This window comes from Micromonospora sp. NPDC004336, assembly GCF_053602615.1.
The window spans coordinates 1-19,522 of record NZ_JBSGDY010000121.1 but is presented as its reverse complement, the minus strand read 5'-3'; the positions used below and the strand labels follow the sequence as shown (position 1 = coordinate 19,522).

Genomic DNA, 19,522 nt, shown 5'->3' with positions numbered 1-19,522 from the left:
GGGTGGCGGCCGGCGGCGCGGCGGTGTCCCGGGAGAGCGAGGAGTTCACCGCCAGGACCGAGCCCGGCGCCCCGGTCGGTCGTCGGGCCGCCCTGGTCGGTCGTCGGGCCGTCGGCCGGTGTCGCGGCCGCGCCGGTCGGGGCGGGGTCGAGCGGGGGGAGCTGCGCCACCAGGTCGGCGATCGTACGGGCGCCGACGAGGGCGGACAGGCGGGTCTCCGGTCGCGGCACCGCCAACCGGCGCAGCAGCGTCTCGGCCAGCTCGGTCCGTTTGATCGAGTCGATGCCGAGGTCGGCCTCCAGGTCGATGGTGGGGGCGAGCAGCTGCGCGGGGTAGCCCGTCCGCTCGCTCAGCAGGTCGACGGCGAGGCCGAGGACGCTGCTCGGGGCGGGGTCGGGCGCCTCGGTGCGGGCGGGCGCGGCGACGGACGGCGACGGCGCGGCGGGGATCGGCGTGGGGTCGGGCGCGGACCGTCGCGGCTCGGGTTCGCGGCCCAGGTAGCCGAGCATGATCTCGCGCTGGGCCTCGACGAGCTCCCGGCTGTTGCGCAGGAACTCCAGCACGGCGGCCTGCCTGGGGTCCTCGGCGTCGGCGCTGCCGGTCGTGGCCAGTCGGGGGGCCTCGTCGGCGGGGCGCAGGCCGTTGGGGACCGGGTTGCCGTCCGGGCCCCGGACCAGGTGCCCGTCCACCGTCCAGCCGGTGGCGGCGGGTGCGACGGCCGCGGTGGCCCGCGACCCGGCGAAGAGGCGGGCCGGATCCACCGGCACGCCGGCGACGGCCAGCTCCGCGAGGGCGTGCAGCAGGCGGGGCAGGCCCGGCTCGTTCGGCGCGTCGCAGCTGACCGCCCGGTGCGGCCGGTCGCCGAGGATCCGGCCGATCATCCGGCTGAGCACCCGGCCGGGCCCCACCTCGACGAAGACGCGGGCCCCGGCGGCGTACATGTCCTCGATCTGGGTCAGGAACCGCACCGGGGCGGCGAGCTGCCCGGCGAGCAGGGCGCGGATCTCCGCCGGCGCGTCGGGGTAGCGCTCCCCGGAGGCGTTCGCCCAGACGGGGCGCGCGGGCGGGCGTACCGGGCAGCCGGCGAGGGCGGCGGCGAACTCCTCGGTGGCGTCGGCCATCGCCGGGCTGTGGAAGGCGCAGGAGACGCCGAGCGTGGTGGCAGAGCGGCCCTGCGCGCGCAGCCCGGTGACCGCGCTCGCCACCGCCGCCTCGGGGCCGGCGATCACCACCTGTTCCGGGGCGTTGTGGTTGGCGATCACCACCGTGTCGTCGAGCCCGGCCCGGGCCAGGGCGGCGGCGACCTCGTCGGCGCCGGCGGAGACGGCCGCCATGGCGCCGCCCCGCCCGCCGGCCGCGTGCATCGCGGCGGCCCGGGCGGCGGTCAGCCGCAGCAGGTCGGGCCGGGACAGGACGCCGGCGGCGTGCAGGGCGACGAGCTCGCCGTAGCTGTGCCCGCCGAGCAGGTCGGGCCGGACCCCGAGGGAGTCGAGCAGCTCCAGCAGCGCGACCTCGGCGACGCCGAGCGCGGGCTGGGCGTTTCGCGTGTCGGCGAGCGTGGCCGCCCGGGCCGCCGCGGTCGCCTCGTCGAACGAGGTGGGTGGGAACATCGCGGCGGCCAGCGCCGGGTCGTCGTAGAGGTCGGCGCGCATCGCGGGGAAGGCCGCGAAGAGGTCGGCCAGCATGCCCGGGCGCTGGCTGCCCTGCCCGGGGAAGACCAGGGCCACGACGGGTGGCTCCACCGGGCCGGGGCCGGCCAGGTAGACCCCCGCCCCGGGGTCGGCGGTGCCCTCGGCGACCAGCCGCAGCCGCTCCCGCAGCTCGTCGAGGCTGCCGGCCACGACGGCGGCGCGGACCGGCCGGTCGTCGTCGCGGGTACGGCCGAACCAGTCGAGGGCGAGGGCGTGCAGCGCCCCGTCCCCGGGCGGCGCGTCGGCGGCCAGTGCGGCCAGGGCCCTCGCCGCCTCCCCGGTCGTCGCCTCGTCTGCCGCGCGGAGCAGGAACAGCTCCGCCGGCCAGCGGTCCCACGCCTGGTCGGGATCGGCGGTGCTGGGGTGCGCCCGGACCACGGCGTGGAAGTTGGTGCCGCCGAAGCCGAACGCGCTGACCCCGGCGGCGCGCCGGGCCGGGGGAGCGAGCCAGGGCCGGGCGGCGCCGTCGAAGGCGAACGGGCTGGCCGCGGCGTCCCAGTAGGCGTTGGGGCGGGTCAGGTGCCCGGTGGGCGGGCGGATCCCGGTCTGCACCGCCCGGACGGCCTTGATCAGGCCGGCCATGCCGGCGGCGCACTTGGTGTGCCCGATCAGCGACTTCACCGAGCCCAGCGAGCAGGTGGCTGGGCCGGCGCCGTCGGCGGTGAACAGCTCGGACAGGGCGGACAGCTCGGTGCGGTCGCCGACGACGGTGCCCGTGCCGTGGGCCTCGACCAGGCCGATCTCGCCGGGCGTCACGCCCGCGGCCCGCAGCGCCCGCTCGACCGCGTGCCGCTGGCCCTGGGCGCGGGGCGCGGTGAGCCCCATGCCCCGGCCGTCGCTGGCGCCGCCGACGCCGGCGACGACCGCGTGGATCCGGTCCCCGTCGCGTTCCGCGTCGGCCAGCCGCTTGAGTACGAGGCAGGCGACGCCCTCGCTGATCACGATGCCGTCGGCGGACTCGTCGAAGGTGCGGCACCGGCCGGTGGGCGACAGCGCCTGCACCGAGCCGAAGAGCAGGTAGTCGTGCACCCCGTTGTGCACGTCCACGGCGCCGCACAGCACCATGTCGCTCGTGCCGGCGGCCAGCTCCTTGCAGGCCAGGTCGACGGCGGCGAGCGAGGAGGCGCAGGCCGCGTCGACCGTGTAGTTGACCCCGCCGAGGTCGAGCCGGTTGGCGATGCGGCCCGCGATGACGTTGCCCAGGATGCCGGGGAAGGAGTCCTCGGTGAGGCGGGGCAGGTGGGCGTCGAGCGCGGCCGGCGGGTCGGCGAAGTAGGTCGGCAGCAGCGCGCGCATCCCGTACGCCGTGGCGAGGTCGGCGCCGGGCTCGGCACCGAAGATCACCGAGGTCTGCGCCCGGGGGAAGGGCCGGTCGGCGTACCCGGCGTCGGCCAGCGCGCGTTCGGCGGTGACGAGGGCGAGCAACTGGGCGGGATCGATGCTGCCGAGCGCGGCGGGCGGCACGCCGTGTGCCACCGGGTCGAACGGCACCGGGGCCAGGAAGCCGCCCCAGCGGGACGGGCTGCGCTCACCCGGGCGGGGATCGTCGGCCGAGTGGTAGCGCTCCACGCTCCACCGCCCGGGGTCGACCTCCACCACGGCGTCGGTGCCGGCGACGACGTTGGCCCAGAAGGCGGCCGCGTCGGAGGCGCCGGGAAACGCGCAGGCCATGCCCACGATCGCGATGTCCATGGAGTGCCCGGATCCTTTCCTCATCCCGTCCCCCGTCCCGCGCCCGGTCCACTCGTGGCGGGCGGACGCGCGGTCGTACTCGAAAAGGGCGCCGTCGGCGGCGACGTCCGCCAATGCGCATAGTGCTGCGGCGGACGTTTTGGAAGTCGGCGGCCAGTGGCGCTGCGGCGATCTGCCGCAGTGGCCGCGCACGGGCGGCCCGCCAGGTCTGGTTGCCAGTTATTAAGTGTGAACCCCGAGGCGTGGCCCGGGGGAGTCGGCACAAGCGAGATCGATTGTGGCCTGCCTGCCTCCGAATGATCTCGTTCGATTAGCAAGCGTTTCCTGGATCCTTGCATACCGGCTGGTATGTGTCCACCCGTGATCACCTCGTCACCCGAAGCGCCAGATTTGGGCAACTGCCGTCCCTTTCATGGGCTTTTGCGGCGGCTGCGCGCGTGGAAGTTGCGCCGGATGCGGGACCGGGCCGCCCGCGCCGAGCCCGGGCGTGACCATCGTCACGATCTGTCGCGGAACTGCAGCTAGGCGCGTTAATGAACCGCTTCCAAAGGTTCGTTAATTGCCGGAATCGTCCGCGCGAATACCTGCGCCGACGCCCCCTGAACTGATTAGTAGGGATTGACTGCGACCGAGCCGCGTGATGTGCTTCCCGGGTCCCGACGGGGTTGGCGGAAATGCGCCGTAGTGCCCCCGGCGGCCGGCCGGGGGGTCGGGACGCGCCGTTGTCGCACGCCTCGCCGAGGCGGGCCGCGGCGGGCGAGGCGACCTGGGGGAACGGGGGCATTCCAGTGCTGATCCGTGCTGTCGACCGGACGCGTGACCACCACGCCCGCCGGCGGGCGACCGCCTGCCGCGGTGCCTCGACCGCCCGGTCGCCGGGCCGGCGCGGGCGCGGCTGAGCCGGTCGCCGCAGCTCGGGCCGTTCAGGCGCGACAGGGCCGCCCCGCGGGGGGTGCGGCGTTCGAACCATGTCACGGGGGGAACCAGTGAATCTTGGGTTGGACGGCCGGCGGGCGCTCGTCACCGGATCGTCGTCCGGTATCGGGGCGCGGATCGCCGAGATGCTCGCCGACGAGGGCGTGGCCGTCGTCGTGCACGGTCGCTCCGTCCCGGCGACCGAGTCGGTGGCGCAGGGCATCCGGGCCAGGGGCGGCGACGCGGAACCGATCGCGGTGGACCTGCTCGACCCGGACGGCCCGCAGCGGCTGGCGGCCGCCGCCGAGCGCCACCTCGGCGGCGTGGACATCCTGGTCAACTGCGCCGCCACCGGCCTGGACCGGCCGTGGGACGACACCACGGAGGAGGACTGGCGGCGCCTGCACGAGCTCAACGTCGTGACGCCGGCGCGCCTCGCCCGGGCCCTCGTCCCCGGCATGCGGCGCCGGGGCTGGGGGCGCCTCGTCCAGATCGCCAGCGGGGCCGCCACCCAGCCGCAGGCGGGCTCGGTGGCGTACTCGACGACCAAGGCGGGGCTGGTCAACCTCACGACCGGCCTGGCCCGGGCGCTGGACCGCACCGGCATCACCGTCAACACCGTCAGCCCCGGCGTCATCGTCACGCCCCGCGTCGAGGCGTACGTCCGGGGTCTCGCCGCCGACCAGGGCTGGGGCACCGACTGGTCCGACATCGAGCAGCGGGTGCTCGCCGGGTCGATCGACAACCCCACCGGCCGCCTCGGCACCCCCGACGACGTGGCGGCGCTGGTCGTCTTCCTCGCCAGCCCCCTCGCGGGCTTCGTCAACGGGGCCAACCACCGCGTCGACGGCGGCGCGATCGCCGTCGTCAACTGAGCTTCCGCGGAAGGATCAATGGTGACTGTCCACTACTCGGCGGACCGACGACAGCGGTGGTTCCTCTTCCCCGACGCCCCCGAGGCGCCGGTCGCGCTGTACTGCCTGCCCCACTCCGGGGCCGGGGCGACGGCCTACCGGGCCTGGATCCCCGCCGCCGCGCCCGGCATCGCGGTACGCCCCCTGCAACCGCCGGGCCGGGAGAGCCGGGTCGACGAGCCGCCCGCCTTCGACGTCACCGAGGTCGCCGACGTGCTGGCCGACGAGACCCGGCCGTACGCGCTGTACGGCCACAGCTTCGGCGCCCTCGTCGGGCACGCCGTCGTCGCGGAGCTCCAGCGGCGCGGCGCCACCCTGCCCCGCCGGCTCGTCGTCGGCGGATCCCGGCCCCCGGACGACCTGCCGGCGCTCGCCCGGCGGCTGCTCGGCCTCGACGACGAGGAGTTCCTGCGCGAGGTCGTCGGGATGGGCGGCACGCCGGCCGAGATCCTGCACCACCCGGCGCTGGCCGCCCTGCTCATCCCGGTGCTGCGCGCCGACTTCGGCTGGATCGACCGCTACGCCGAGGCCGTGCACGGCCCGGTCGACGTGCCGATCCTCGGCTTCGCCGGCACCGAGGACCCGATCGCCACGGCGGCGGCGATGGCCGGCTGGCAGCGGATGACGTCGCGCGGCTACCGCGGCCACAGCGTGCGGGGCGACCACTTCTTCCACGTCACCGACCCCGCCGGGGTGGTGCGAGCCATCGCCGCCGACCTGGCGGCCGAACCCCGGTAGCACCCGGCGGTGCGCCAACTCGACCGGCCCGGCAACGGGCGACGAGGTCCCCGGTCTTCCTGCCCGGAACGGAGCGGCACATGACAGACTGCCTGATCGTCGGCTTCAACGACGTCGACTTCGCCAGCTACGTCAGCGACGTGCGCCTGATGGGAACCGACTCCGGCGCGTTCCGCGACCTGCGCCTGGCGTACATCGACCTCGACGGGCGGCCGCTGCGCGCGCTGGACGCGCTGAGCCACCTGCGCGAGAGCCCGCCGGGCGCGCCGAAGCCCTACTTCCACAACGCCGACTTCCTCTGGCCGGTGGTCACGGTGCTGGGCAGCTTCCTGGCCCGGCGGGGGCTGAGCGTCGACTTCGTCAACCTCTTCCAGCACCAGCGCGAGGCGCTGCGGGAGAAGCTGGCCGGCGACGTCCGCCTCGTCGCGATCACCACCACGCTGTACGTCTCGCCGCAGCCGATCATCGAGATCGTCGAGTTCGTGCGCCGGCACAACCCGAAGGTGTCCATCGTGGTCGGCGGGCCGTTCATCACCAACCAGGTGGCCGCGCTGAAGCGCCCCGACCTGGACGCGATGATGGAATACCTCGGCGCCGACTACTACGTCACCGGCCGGGAGGGCGAGCTGGCCCTCGCCCGGCTGGCGTTGGCGCTGCGCTCCGGCACCGACCCGGGCGACGTGCCGAACCTGGCCTACCGCGCGGACGGCGACTTCGTCCACACCCGCACCGAGATCGAGTCGAACCCGCTCACCGAGCTGGTCGACTACCAGGTCTTCGGCCCGGACGCGTTCAACGAGTTCGTCACCACGCGGACGGCGAAGTCCTGCCCGTTCTCCTGCGCCTTCTGCGGCTTCCCGCAGCGCGCCGGCAAGTACACCTACCTCGACGTCACCCACGTCGAGCGGGAGCTGGACAACATCCGCAAGCTGCCCTCGGTCAACACCGTGACGTTCATCGACGACACCTTCAACGTCCCGAAGAACCGGTTCCGGGACATCCTCCGGATGATGATCGACAAGGACTACGGCTTCAAGTGGAACTGCTTCTACCGCAGCGACCACGGCGACCGGGCGACCATCGAGCTGATGAAGGAGGCCGGCTGCGAGGGCGTCTTCCTGGGCATCGAGTCGGGCAGCGACGTGCTGCTCAAGCAGATGAACAAGACCGCCCGCCGGGCCGACTACCTCGACGCGCTGGCGGCCTTCAACGAGCACGGCATCTCGACGTACGCCTCGCTGATCGTCGGATTCCCCGGCGAGACGGAGGAGACCGTCGCCGAGACCGTCAGCCTGCTCGACCAGGGCCGACCCGACTACTTCCGGGCCCAGCTCTGGTACTGCGACCCGGTCACCCCGATCTACCAGCGCCGCGACGAGCTGGGCATCAGGGGCGAGGCGTTCAACTGGAGCCACCGCACGATGGACTGGTCCACCGCCGCCCAGATCATCGACGACCTCTTCGTCGACGTGACCAGCTCCGTCTGGCTCCCGCAGTTCGGGTTCGAGCAGTGGAGCACCTTCTACCTGCAACGCAAGGGCATGTCCGGCGGGCAGGTCAAGGACTTCGTCCGCGCCTTCAACGGCGTCCTGGCCGACCAGCTGCGCCACCCCGGCGGCAGCGCCGCCCAGCCGGAGCTGCTCGACCGGCTGCGTCGGGCGAGCCAGTTCGAGGCGGTGAACCCCCCGGGCCCGGCGCCGTCGCCGGTGAGCTGACCGTCCCGTCCGTCCCAGCAGAAAGCGGTACCGTGCGCCGAACACCTTCCGACGCGGCCCGGGCCCGGCTGGCCAGCCGGCTGGCGGCCGGGGCCGAGTTCCTCGCCAGCGACCCGACGGACGACTCCGCAGCCCTTCCCGACGACGCGTCGGCCGCCGACGGCCCGCGGCGGTTCGCGGCCGCCGCGCCCCCGCCGGACCCGGCCGCCCCGGCCCCCGTCTCGTTCGCGCAGCGCCGGCTGTGGTTCCTGCACCAGTTCCAGCCGGACAGCCCCGCCTACCACGTCCCGGCGGTGCTGCGGCTGACCGGGCCGCTGTCGGTGGACGCCCTGCGGGACGCCCTGGGCCGGCTGGTGGCCCTCCATCCCGCCCTGCGCACCGTGTTCGACGACGTCGACGGCGAACCGGTGCAGCGGGTGGTGGCCGCGCCCGCCGCCCGGCTCGACGTGACCGACCTGGCCGACCTGCCGGCCGACCAGCGGGAGGCCCGGGTACGCGACGCGGTCGCCGCCGAGCGTCAGCCCCCGTTCGACCTGCGACACGGACCGCTGCTGCGGACCCGGCTGTTCCGGCTCGGCGAGCACGACCACCGGCTCTTCCTCGACCTGCACCACATCGTCGTCGACGGCTGGTCGCTCAGCGTCCTGGTCAACGACCTGGTCCGCTGCTACGCGGCGGCGACCGGGCACGGGACGGCGCCCGCCCGGCCGCCCGTCGACCCGGCCGGGCACGCCCGGTGGCAGCACCACCGCGTCCGCGCCGGCGAACTCGACGACCAGTTGGCGTGGTGGGAGCGGCGCCTCGCCGGCGCCTCGGCCACCGAACTCGCCCCCGACCGGATCCGCCCCGAGGTGCTGGGCTGGCGGGGCGGCCGGCGCACGGTGCGCCTCGACGCCGAGCTGACCGACCAGGTCCGGGCCACCGCCCGGCGGTACGCGGCCTCGCCGTTCATGGTGCTCCTGGCCGGCTTCGTCGCGCTGCTGCACCGGCAGACCGGCCAGTCCGACGTGGTGCTCGGCACGCCCGTCGCCGGCCGGGACCGGGTCGAGCTGGAGCCGCTGGTCAGCCTGCTGGTCAACACCGTCGTGCTGCGTACCGACGTCTCCGGCGATCCCACCTTCGCCGACCTGGTGGCCCGGGTGCGCGACGTCGTGCTGGACGCCCAGACCCACCACGAGGCCCCGTTCGAGCTGCTGGTGGAGCGGCTGCGCCCGGTCCGGGACCCGGCCCGCCACCCGCTGTTCCAGATCGTCTTCGCGATGAAGAACCTTCCCCCGTTCGAGCGGCTGCACGTCGGCCCGCTGGCGGTGGAGCTGCTCGACATGGTCGGCGAGGTGTCGAAGTTCGACCTCTCCGTGATGGCGTTCGAGGGCGACACGCACATCGACTGCGAGTTCGAGTTCAGCACCGAGCTGTTCGACGGCGAGCGCGTCGCGCAGCTGATGGCGCAGTACCGGGCGATCCTCGGCTCCCTCTGCGGCCGGCCGGACCGGCGCCTGTCGGCGGCGGCGCTGCTCGACCCCGAGGAGGAGGACCGGATCGTGCGCCGGTGGAGCGGCCGGGTCCGGGACTACCCGACCGTGCCGGTGCACCACCTGGTGGCGCGGCGGGCCCGGTCCGCGCCGGACTCGCCCGCCGTGCGGGCCGACGGCAGGACCCTGACGTACGGGGAACTGGACCGGCGCGCCGACGTCCTCGCCGCCCGGCTGCGGGCCGTCGGCGCGGGGCCCGGCCGGCCGGTGGCCGTCTGCCTGGAGCGGGGCCCCGAGCTGGTGACCGCCTTCCTCGCCGTGCTCAAGGCGGGCGCGGCGTACGTGCCGCTCGACCCCGGGTACCCGCCGGACCGGCTCACCTTCACGCTGGCCGACAGCGCGGCCTGCGCGGTGCTGACCGGCGAGGAACTGACCGGCCGGTTCGCGGCGACCCGCACCGCGGTGCTCGACGTCGCCGCCACCGCCACCGCTGACGCCGCCGCTGAGATCGCCGCCGCCGCCGAGGTCGTCGCCGCCACCGCCGACGCCGGGGCGGCCGCCGCGGTGGCCGCTCCGGCCGAGCCGGACCCACGGGAGGTCGCGTACGTCATCTACACCTCCGGCTCCAGCGGGCGCCCGAAGGGGGTGGAGGTCACCCACGGCGGGCTGGCCAACCTGGTGCACTGGCACCTCGACGCCTACCGGGTCGGGCCGCAGGACCGGGCCACCCTCGTGGCCAGCCCCGGCTTCGACGCCTGCACCTGGGAGCTCTGGGCGGCGCTGGCTGGCGGCGCGGCGCTGCACGTGCCGCCCGAGCCGGTCCGGGTCGCGCCCGACCGGCTGGCGAAATGGCTGGTCGACGAGGCGATCACGGTGACCTTCCTGCCCACCACCGTCGCCGAGGCGGTCCTGGCGGAGCCGGCGGTGACCGGCTCGGCGCTGCGGCTGCTGCTCACCGGGGGCGACGCGCTGACCCGGACGCCCCCGCCCGGCCTCGGCGCCCGGCTGGTCAACCACTACGGCCCGACGGAGAACACCGTGGTGGCGACGGCCGACCCGGTGCCCGCCCAGGACGGGCCGGTGGTGCACGCGCCCCCGATCGGGCGCGCCATCGCCAACGTCACCACCTACGTGCTCGACGGGGCCGGGCGCCCGGTGCCGGTCGGCGTGCCGGGGGAGCTCTGCCTCGGCGGGCTCCAGGTCGCCCGGGGCTACCTGCGGGACCCCCGCCGCACCGCCGAACGCTTCGTCCCCGATCCCTTCGGCGGCACGCCGGGCGGCCGGCTGTACCGCACCGGCGACCTCGTCCGCTGGCTGCCCGACGGGCGGCTGGACTTCCTCGGCCGGCTCGACAGCCAGCTCAAGGTGCGCGGATTCCGGGTCGAGCCGAGCGAGATCGAGGCGGTGCTGGTGACCCATCCCGCCGTCCGGGAGGCCGCCGTCGTCGTCCGGGGCGACGGTCCGGACCGCCGCGACCTCGCCGCGCTGCTCGTCCTCGCCGACGGCCCGGAGCCGACGTACGAGGAGGTGCGGAACGTGGCCCGCCGGCACCTGCCGGGCTACATGGTGCCGGCGGTCCTCGCCGTGGTGGACGCCCTGCCCGCCACCACCAACGGCAAGCTCGACCGGGAGCGGCTGTCCTGGCGCGACGGCCGGCCGCTGCGCCAGGAGAGCACCGCCGAGCCGCCGGTCGGCGCCACCGAGCGCGCCGTCGCCGAGGTGTGGGCCCTCGTGCTCGACGTTCCGCCGCTGGGCCGCACCGACAACTTCTTCGACCTCGGGGGCCACTCGTTCCTGGCGCTGCGCGCCCGCCAGCAACTCGCCGAGCGGCTCGGCGTCGAGCTGAACGTGGTCGACCTGTTCCAGTTCCCGACCGTGGCCTCGCTCGCGGCCCACCTGGACCGCATCCGGGCCACGCCGGAGCCGGCCGGGAAGCCGGAACCGGGGGCGTCGGACGGCTACGCGCAGCGCCGCCGGGCCGCGCTGCGCGGCGGCCTGGCACGTCGTCGACAGGCGCACGAACAGCGCCGCCTCGCGGAAGGGACCGACCGATGACCGAGTTGCCCGCGCACCTCGACGAGCAGTTCGACAACGCCCTGGCGGTGGTCGGAATGGCGGGTCGTTTTCCGGGGGCGTCGAACGTCGCGGAGTTCTGGCGGAACCTGTGTGCCGGGGTGGAGTCGGTGACGTTCTTCTCGCCGGAGGAGTTGGCGGCGGCGGGGGTGCCGGAGTCGGTGTACTCGCATCCGAGTTATGTGCCGGCGAAGGCGCGGTTGGACGGCGTGGAGTTGTTCGACGCGGAGTTCTTCGGGTTCAGCGCCCACGAGGCGGAGTTGACGGATCCGCAGCACCGGTTGTTCCTGGAGTGTGCGTGGGAGGCGTTGGAGGACGCGGCGTACGACCCGGCGCGTTTTCCGGGCCGGATCGGCGTGTACGCCGGCAGCTCGGTCAATTCGTATCTGCTCCGCGCGGTGGCCGCCGACCCGACCCTGATCTCCGACATGAGCGCGCTCATGGCCAACGAGAAGGACTTCCTCGCCACCCGGGTGGCGTACAAGTTCGATCTGCGCGGCCCGGCGATGACCGTCCAGTCGGCCTGCTCGACCTCGCTGGTGGCGATCCACCAGGCCTGCCAGGCGCTGCTGGCCGGGGAGTGCGACATGGCGCTGGCCGGCGGCGTCGGCGTCCGGGCCGAGGACGCCGAGGGCTACCGCCACCAGGACGGCATGGCGCTCTCCCCGGACGGGCACTGCCGCGCCTTCGACCGAGCGGCCGCCGGCACCGTCAACGGCAGCGGACTGGCCGTCGTGGTGTTGCGGCGGTTGGCGGATGCGGTGGTGGCGGGGGATGTGGTGCATGCGGTGGTGCGGGGTTCGGCGGTGAACAACGACGGTGGTGGTAAGGCGGGTTTTACGGCGCCGTCGGCGGTGGGTCAGGCGCAGGTGGTGGCGGATGCGTTGGCGGTGGCGGGGGTGTCGGCGTCGTCGGTGGGTTTTGTGGAGGCGCATGGGACGGGGACTCCGTTGGGGGATCCGATTGAGGTTGCGGGGTTGACGCGGGCGTTTCGGGTGGATGCGGATGGGGTGGGGTTTTGTGCGTTGGGGTCGGTGAAGACGAATGTGGGGCATTTGGATGCGGCGGCGGGGGTGGCGGGTTTTGTGAAGGCGGTGTTGGCGGTGCGGGAGGGTGTGGTGCCGCCGACGGTGCATTTTCGTGAGGCGAATCCGAAGTTGGCGTTGGAGTCGTCTCCGTTTTTTGTGAATGGTGAGTTGGTGTCGTGGCCGTTGGTGGGGGTGCGGCGGGCTGGTGTGTCGGCGTTGGGGGTTGGTGGGACGAATGCGCATGTGGTGTTGGAGCAGCCGCCTGGGGTGAGTTCGGGTGGTGGTGGTGTGGTGCGGGGTTGGCAGGTGGTGGTGGTGTCGGGGCGTACGCCGTCGGCTTTGGTGGAGGTGGGTCGTCGGGTTGGTGGGGTGTTGGCTGGCGGTGGGGTGGGTTTGGCGGATGTGGCGTTCACGTTGCAGGTGGGTCGGCGGCATTTCGAGCGTCGGCGGGCGGTGGTGTGTCGTGACGCCACCCAGGCCGCCGCGGCCCTGACCGGGGCGGACCCGGAGCGGCTGCTGACCGGCCGGGCCGGCGACCTGCCGCCCGCGCTCGTGTTCCTCTTCCCCGGCGGCGGCAGCCAGTACGTCGGCATGGGCCGCCAACTGCACGCCGCCGAGCCGGTCTTCGCCGAGCACCTGGACCGCTGCGCCGACCTGGCCGCCGCCCGCCTCGGCTACGACCTGCGCGAGGCGGTGCTCGCCGCCGACGGCGACCCCCGGGCGGCGGAGATCCTCGACACCACGGCGGGCCGGCTGACCGCCCTGTTCGCCGTCGAGTACGCGCTGGCCCGGCTGTGGGAGTCGTGGGGCGTGCGCCCGGAGGCCATGCTCGGCCACAGCAGCGGCGAGTACGTCGCCGCCTGCCTGGCCGGCGTCTTCGACCTCGCCGACGCCATCGACACCGTCGCCCTGCGCGGCCAGCTCATCGACCGGCTGCCCGAGGGCGCCATGCTCGCGGTCAACCTCGCCGAGCCCGACGCCGCCCGGTACGCGGGCGACGACCTCGACGTCGCGGCCGTCAACGGGCCCGAGCAGACCGTGCTCTCCGGCCCGGCCGCCGCCGTCGAGGCCGCCCGGGCGGCCCTGGACGCCGACGGGGTCCGCGCCAAGCTGGTGCGGGTGCGCCAGGCCGCGCACACCCGGATGCTCGACCCGCTGCTGGGCGAGTTCGCGGCGCACATGGCCACCGTCACGCTGCGGCCCCCGCAGGCGCGGGTCGGCTCCAACGTCACCGGCGGCTGGCTCACCGCCGCCGAGGCCACCGACCCCGGCTACTGGGTGCGCCACCTGCGGGCCACCGTCCGGTTCGGCGACAACCTGCGCACCGCCGCCGCCCTCCCGGACGCCGCCTTCCTGGAGGTCGGGCCGGGGCACGCGCTCGGCACCATGGCCCTGGCGATGAGCCGGGCCGCCGGCGCCGAGACCACCACGTCCATCGTGGCCTCCCTGCCCGCGTCGCCGGAGCAGGACGAGAACGAGACGCTGCTCGGCGCGCTGGCCCGGCTCTGGCTGGCCGGCGCGGCGATCGACTGGGCCGCCTTCTCCGCCGGTGAGCAGCGGCGCCGGGTGCCCCTGCCGACCTACCCGTTCGAGCGCCGCCGCTACAGCCTGCTCAACGGGTCGGCGCCCGCCGAGCGGGAGGCGCCGGCGGCGGCCGGCCCGAAGCACGACCGGCCCGACCTGCCCACGGAGTACGAACCACCGCGCACCGACATCGAGGAGACCGTCGCGCAGGCGTGGCGGGAACTGCTCGGCTACCGGGAGATCGGCGTCTTCGACGACTTCCTGCTGCTGGGCGGGGACTCGCTGCTGACCGGCCGGCTGGTGGCCCGCCTCCAGGACACCTTCCAGGTGCCGATCAGCGTCGCGGAGGCCTTCGCCCGTCGCACCGTCGCCCAGCAGGCAGACCTGCTCCAGGACCGGCTCCTCGCCGAGCTGGAGGGGCTCTCCGACTCCGACGCGGAACGCCTGATCAGCGAGACGGCCCCGGAGGCGGGGCGATGACGGCGACGCGCGGCGCCGCCGCCACCTCGATCCCGCTCCGGCCGCCCGGGCGGCCCGCCCCGCTGTCGTTCCAGCAGCGCCGGCTGTGGTTCCTGGACCGGCTGACGGGCGCCGACGCCGGCGTGCACAACATGGCGATCGCGCTGCGGCTCGCCGGCCCGCTCGACGTCGCGGCGCTGGACCGCGCGCTGCGCCTGATCCGCACCCGGCACGAGGCGCTGCGGACCACCGTCCACGACGACGGCGACGAGCCGGTCCAGGTGGTCGAGCCGGTCGACGACACCCCGATCGAGACGCTGGACCTCACGGCGGTGCCCGACGACCGGCGGCCGGCGAGGCTCGACGAGACGATCGCCGCCCGCGCCCGGGAACCCTTCGACCTGCGCCGCCCGCTGATCCGTACGCTGCTGGTCCGCCTCGCCGCCGACGAGCACGTGCTGCTGGTGACGATGCACCACATCATCGCCGACGGCTGGTCCGGGGGCGTGCTGGCGCGGGAGCTGGCGGAGGGCTACGCCGCGCTGCTGGCGGACCGGCCGCCGCGGCTGCCCCACCTGCCGTTGCAGTACCCGGACTTCGCGGCCTGGCAGCGCTCGTACCTGACCGGGCCGGTCCTGGAGCGGCAGCTCGGGTACTGGCGGGAGCGGCTGGCCGGCGCGCCGCTGGTGCTGGACCTGCCCACCGACCGGCCCCGGCCCGCCGTGCAGAGCCATCGCGGCGCCACCCTGCGCCTGGACCTGCCCGCCGACGTGGCCGCCGCGCTGCAACGGTTCGGCCGCGCCGAGCAGGTCAGCCCGTTCATGCTGGGCCTGGCCGTCTTCGCGGTGGTGCTGTCGCGCTGGTCCGGCCAGCGGGACCTGGTGATCGGCACGCCCGTGGCCAACCGCACCCGCGCCGAGCTGGAGCACCTGTTCGGCTTCTTCGCCAACACCCTGGCCCTGCGCACCCGGCTCGACGGGGAGCCGACCTTCCGGCAGCTGCTCGACCGGGTACGCGCCGACCTGTCCGCGGACTTCGCCCACCAGGACGTGCCGTTCGAGATGCTGGTCGACGCGCTGCACCCGGTCCGCGACCTGAGCCGGCACCCCGTCTTCCAGACCCTGTTCAGCTGGCAGGACGAGCCGATGCGGCCGTTCCGCACCGGCGGGCTGGTCGTCACGCCGATCCCGCAGCACAGCGGCAACTCCCAGTTCGACCTGTCGTTCTACGCCCACCGCACCGGCGACGACGCCGTCTTCTGCATCGTCGAGTACGCCACGGACCTCTTCGACGCCGACACCGTCCGCGGGCTGGCCGACCAGTTCGTCGTCGCGCTGCGGCACGCCGTGGCCGACCCGGACCGGCCGGTGGCCCGGCTGCCGCTGCTCGACGCCGAACAGCACCGCCGGGTCACCGTCGACTGGAACGACACCGCCGTGCCGGTGCCCACCGGCTGCGTGCACGACCTGGTGACGGCGCAGGCCGCCCGTACCCCGGACGCGGTCGCGCTGACCTGCGGCGGGCGCGCGCACACCTACCGCGAACTGGACGAGCGGGCGGAGCGGCTGGCCCACCGGCTGCGCGCCGCCGGCGCCGGCCCGGGTCGCCTGGTCGGGGTCTGCCTGCCCCGGGGCGCCGACCTCGTGGTGGCCCTGCTGGCGGTGCTGCGCTGCGGGGCGGCGTACCTGCCCCTCGACCCGGCGCACCCGGCGAGCCGGCACGCCGGCCTGCTGGACGACGCCGCCGCCGAGCTGGTGGTCACCGCCGACGGGTGGGCCGACCGCTTCCCCGGCCGGCGGACCTGCCCGCCGTACGCCCCGGCCGACGACCCGACGCCCGACGCCCCGCTGCCCCGGGTGGACCCGGAGGCGCCGGCCTACCTGCTGCACACCTCCGGCTCGACGGGGCGGCCGAAGGGCGTGCTGGTGCCGCACCGGGCGGTTGTCGACTTCCTGGTCGGCGTCCGCACCCGCCCCGGCCTGCTGCCGTCCGACGTGGTCCTCGCGGTCAGCACCATCTGCTTCGACATCGCGCTCTACGAGGTCCTCGCCCCCCTCACCGTCGGCGCGCACGTGGTGCTCGCCACCGAGGACGACGTACGCCAGGGCGACAGCCTGCTCCGGCTCGTCCGGGAGCACCGGGCGACCGTGCTCGACGGCACGCCCTCGACCTGGCGGCTGCTTGTCGGCGCCGGCTGGGACGGCGGCGACCTGCGGCTGGCGGTCTCCACCGCGGAGGCCCTCACCCCGGAACTCGCCGAGCAGCTGCTCGACCGGTGCCCCGAGGTCTGGAACATGTACGGCCCCACCGAGACCACGGTGTGGGCGGCCGGCCACCGGGTCCGGCGCGGCGAACGGCCGACCCCGATCGGCCGACCCACCCCCAACACCCGGCTGTACGTGCTGGACGCCGCGGGCGAACCGGTGCCGCCCGGGGTGCCGGGCGAGCTGTACGTCGGCGGCGCCGGGGTGGCCCACGGATACCTCGGCGCGCCGGCCACCACCGCCGCCCGCTTCGTGCCCGACCCGTACGGCCCGCCCGGAGCCCGGCTCTACCGGACCGGGGACGTGGTGCGGCTGCGCCCGGACGGGGTCGTCCAGTACCTCGGCCGCACCGACAACCAGGTGAAGCTGCGCGGCTACCGCATCGAGCTGGGCGAGATCGAGGCGACGCTGCGCCGGCACCGGTCGGTCGCCGACGTGGCGGTCCTGCTGGAGGGTGCCGACCCGGTCCGCCGGCACCTGGTGGCCTACCTGGTGGGGCGGGGCGACGCCGCGCCGGACGCCGCCGAGCTGCGGTCGTGGTGCGCGGCGACGCTGCCGGCGTACATGGTCCCCGCCCGGTACGTCGCCCTGCCGGCGCTGCCGCTGAACAGCAACGGCAAGGTGGACCGGCGGGCTCTGGCGCAGACGCCGGGCACGGACCTGACGGCGGGCGCCGCCGGCCCGGGCGCGCCGCTGGGCGCCACCGCCCGCCGGGTCGCCGAGGTGTGGCGCGACCTGCTGGGCCGCGACTGCGGCCCGCACGAGAACTTCTTCGACGCGGGCGGCCACTCGCTGCTCGCGGTCGAACTCCAGCGCACCCTCGCCGACCGGTTCGGCGTGGACCTGGCGCTGCTGACCGTCTTCGAGTTCCCGACCATCGTCGGGCTGGCCACGTACCTCGACGCGGCGGCGGGTCCGACCGCCGCCGCGCCGACCGGGCCCGCACCGGCGATCGACGTGGAGTACGGCCGCCGACGGCGGTCCGCCCACCGGCTCCGGCCACGAACCGGCCCGGCCATCCACCAGCCACCGAGAGGGGAAGCCCATGACGCCGGCCCGAACCGCTGAGACCAACCCGGGCACCACCGCCGCGGAACTGCCCGAGGAACTGGAGAACGCCCTGGCGGTGGTCGGCCTGGCGGGTCGTTTTCCGGGGGCGTCGAACGTCGCGGAGTTCTGGCGGAATCTGTGTGCCGGGGTGGAGTCGGTGACGTTCTTCTCGCCGGAGGAGTTGGCGGCGGCGGGGGTGCCGGAGTCGGTGTACTCGCATCCGAGTTACGTGCCGGCGAAGGCGCGGTTGGACGGCGTGGAGTTGTTCGACGCGGAGTTCTTCGGGTTCAACGCCCACGAGGCGGAGATGACGGATCCGCAGCACCGGCTGTTCCTGGAGTGCGCGTGGGAGGCGCTGGAGGACGCCGCGTACGACCCGGCGCGTTTCCCGGGCCGCATCGGCGTATACGCCGGCCAGTCCATGAACACGTACTCGCTCTACAACATCATGCGCAATCCCGCGCTGGCGCAGGCGTTCTACCTCGACTACCTGCCCATGATGATCAGCTCCAACGACGACTTCCTGGCCACCCGGGTGGCGTACAAGCTGGATCTGCACGGCCCGGCGATGACCATCCAGACCGCGTGCTCGACGGGCCTGGTGGCGATCCACCAGGCGTGCCAGTCGCTGCTGGCGGGGGAGTGCGACATGGCCCTGGCCGGCGGCGTCGGGGTGAAGATCCCGGAGAACGTCGGCCACGTCTACCGCGAGGGCACCGGCCTGTCCCCGGACGGGCACTGCCGCGCGTTCGACCGCAACGCGAGCGGGATCGTCGGCGGCAGCGGCGTGGGTGTCGTGGTGTTGCGGCGGTTGGCGGATGCGGTGGTGGCGGGGGATGTGGTGCATGCGGTGGTGCGGGGTTCGGCGGTGAACAACGACGGTGGTGGTAAGGCGGGTTTTACGGCGCCGTCGGCGGTGGGTCAGGCGCAGGTGGTGGCGGATGCGTTGGCGGTGGCGGGGGTGTCGGCGTCGTCGGTGGGTTTTGTGGAGGCGCATGGGACGGGGACTCCGTTGGGGGATCCGATTGAGGTTGCGGGGTTGACGCGGGCGTTTCGGGTGGATGCGGATGGGGTGGGGTTTTGTGCGTTGGGGTCGGTGAAGACGAATGTGGGGCATTTGGATGCGGCGGCGGGGGTGGCGGGTTTTGTGAAGGCGGTGTTGGCGGTGCGGGAGGGTGTGGTGCCGCCGACGGTGCATTTTCGTGAGGCGAATCCGAAGTTGGCGTTGGAGTCGTCTCCGTTTTTTGTGAATGGTGAGTTGGTGTCGTGGCCGTTGGTGGGGGTGCGGCGGGCTGGTGTGTCGGCGTTGGGGGTTGGTGGGACGAATGCGCATGTGGTGTTGGAGCAGCCGCCTGGGGTGAGTTCGGGTGGTGGTGGTGTGGTGCGGGGTTGGCAGGTGGTGGTGGTGTCGGGGCGTACGCCGTCGGCTTTGGTGGAGGTGGGTCGTCGGGTTGGTGGGGTGTTGGCTGGCGGTGGGGTGGGTTTGGCGGATGTGGCGTTCACGTTGCAGGTGGGTCGGCGGCATTTCGAGCGTCGGCGGGCGGTGGTGTGTCGTGACGCCACCCAGGCCGCCGCGGCGCTGAACACCCCGCCGGGCGCAGCCGTCGACTTCCGCCCCGGCCGCAGGGTCGCCTTCCTCTTTCCCGGCGGCGGCAGCCAGTACGTCGGCATGGGCCGGCAGCTCTACGCCGACGAGCCGGTCTTCGCCGAGCACCTGGACCGCTGCGCCGACCTGGCCGCCGCCCGGCTCGGCTTCGACCTGCGCGACGTGGTCCGCGCCCCCGACGGCGACCGGGCCGTGCAGGAGTTCCTCGGCACGTCCGCCGGGGTGACCACCGCCCTGTTCGCCGTCGAGTACGCGCTGGCCCGGCTGTGGGAGTCGTGGGGCGTGCGCCCCGACGCGATGCTCGGCCACAGCGGCGGCGAGTACGTGGCCGCCTGCCTGGCCGGCGTCTTCGACCTCGCCGACGCCAACGACACCGTCGCC

Annotated in this window: 8 protein-coding genes; 7 read left to right on the top strand and 1 reads right to left on the bottom strand. The window is 74.5% G+C overall.

The genetic code is table 11. The features are described from left to right. A partial coding sequence (locus ACWENR_RS21995; protein ID WP_452278854.1) for a type I polyketide synthase occupies positions 1-3,383 on the bottom strand: 3,383 nt, incomplete at its 3' end. A gap of 986 nt (positions 3,384-4,369) precedes the next feature. On the opposite strand from ACWENR_RS21995, the gene ACWENR_RS21990 reads away from it, so the two are divergent. From ACWENR_RS21990 to ACWENR_RS21960, 7 genes are all read left to right on the top strand, one after another. After that, entirely contained in the window at positions 4,370-5,173 is an 804-nt protein-coding gene (locus ACWENR_RS21990) for an SDR family NAD(P)-dependent oxidoreductase (RefSeq protein WP_452278853.1), read from the top strand. Positions 5,174-5,194: 21 nt separating this feature from the next. Then, entirely contained in the window at positions 5,195-5,950 is a 756-nt protein-coding gene (locus ACWENR_RS21985) for a thioesterase II family protein (protein WP_452278852.1), read from the top strand. Between the two features lie 80 nt (positions 5,951-6,030). After that, on the top strand, positions 6,031-7,665 hold the full coding sequence (locus ACWENR_RS21980) for a PhpK family radical SAM P-methyltransferase (RefSeq protein WP_452278851.1): 1,635 nt from the start codon (positions 6,031-6,033) through the stop codon (positions 7,663-7,665). 32 nt (positions 7,666-7,697) lie between these two features. After that, positions 7,698-11,192, top strand: coding sequence for a non-ribosomal peptide synthetase (locus ACWENR_RS21975; RefSeq protein WP_452278850.1), 3,495 nt, complete (start codon positions 7,698-7,700; stop codon positions 11,190-11,192). Further along, on the top strand, positions 11,189-14,242 hold the full coding sequence (locus tag ACWENR_RS21970; RefSeq protein WP_452278849.1) for a type I polyketide synthase: 3,054 nt from the start codon (positions 11,189-11,191) through the stop codon (positions 14,240-14,242). The genes ACWENR_RS21975 and ACWENR_RS21970 overlap by 4 nt, the downstream gene beginning before the upstream one ends. Continuing rightward, positions 14,239-17,553, top strand: a complete 3,315-nt coding sequence (locus ACWENR_RS21965) for a non-ribosomal peptide synthetase (protein WP_452278848.1) — start codon at positions 14,239-14,241, stop codon at positions 17,551-17,553. Before ACWENR_RS21970 ends, ACWENR_RS21965 begins: the two co-directional genes overlap by 4 nt. Then, a partial coding sequence (locus ACWENR_RS21960; RefSeq protein WP_452278847.1) for a type I polyketide synthase occupies positions 17,531-19,522 on the top strand: 1,992 nt, incomplete at its 3' end. The genes ACWENR_RS21965 and ACWENR_RS21960, both read left to right, overlap by 23 nt.

What these genes read in the sequence shown, in the direction of transcription:
- ACWENR_RS21980 (WP_452278851.1), top strand. Translation starts at nt 6,031, where the DNA reads ATGACAGACTGCCTGATCGTCGGCTTCAACGACGTCGACTTCGCCAGC.
- ACWENR_RS21970 (WP_452278849.1), top strand. Translation starts at nt 11,189, where the DNA reads ATGACCGAGTTGCCCGCGCACCTCGACGAGCAGTTCGACAACGCCCTG.
- ACWENR_RS21965 (WP_452278848.1), top strand. Translation starts at nt 14,239, where the DNA reads ATGACGGCGACGCGCGGCGCCGCCGCCACCTCGATCCCGCTCCGGCCG.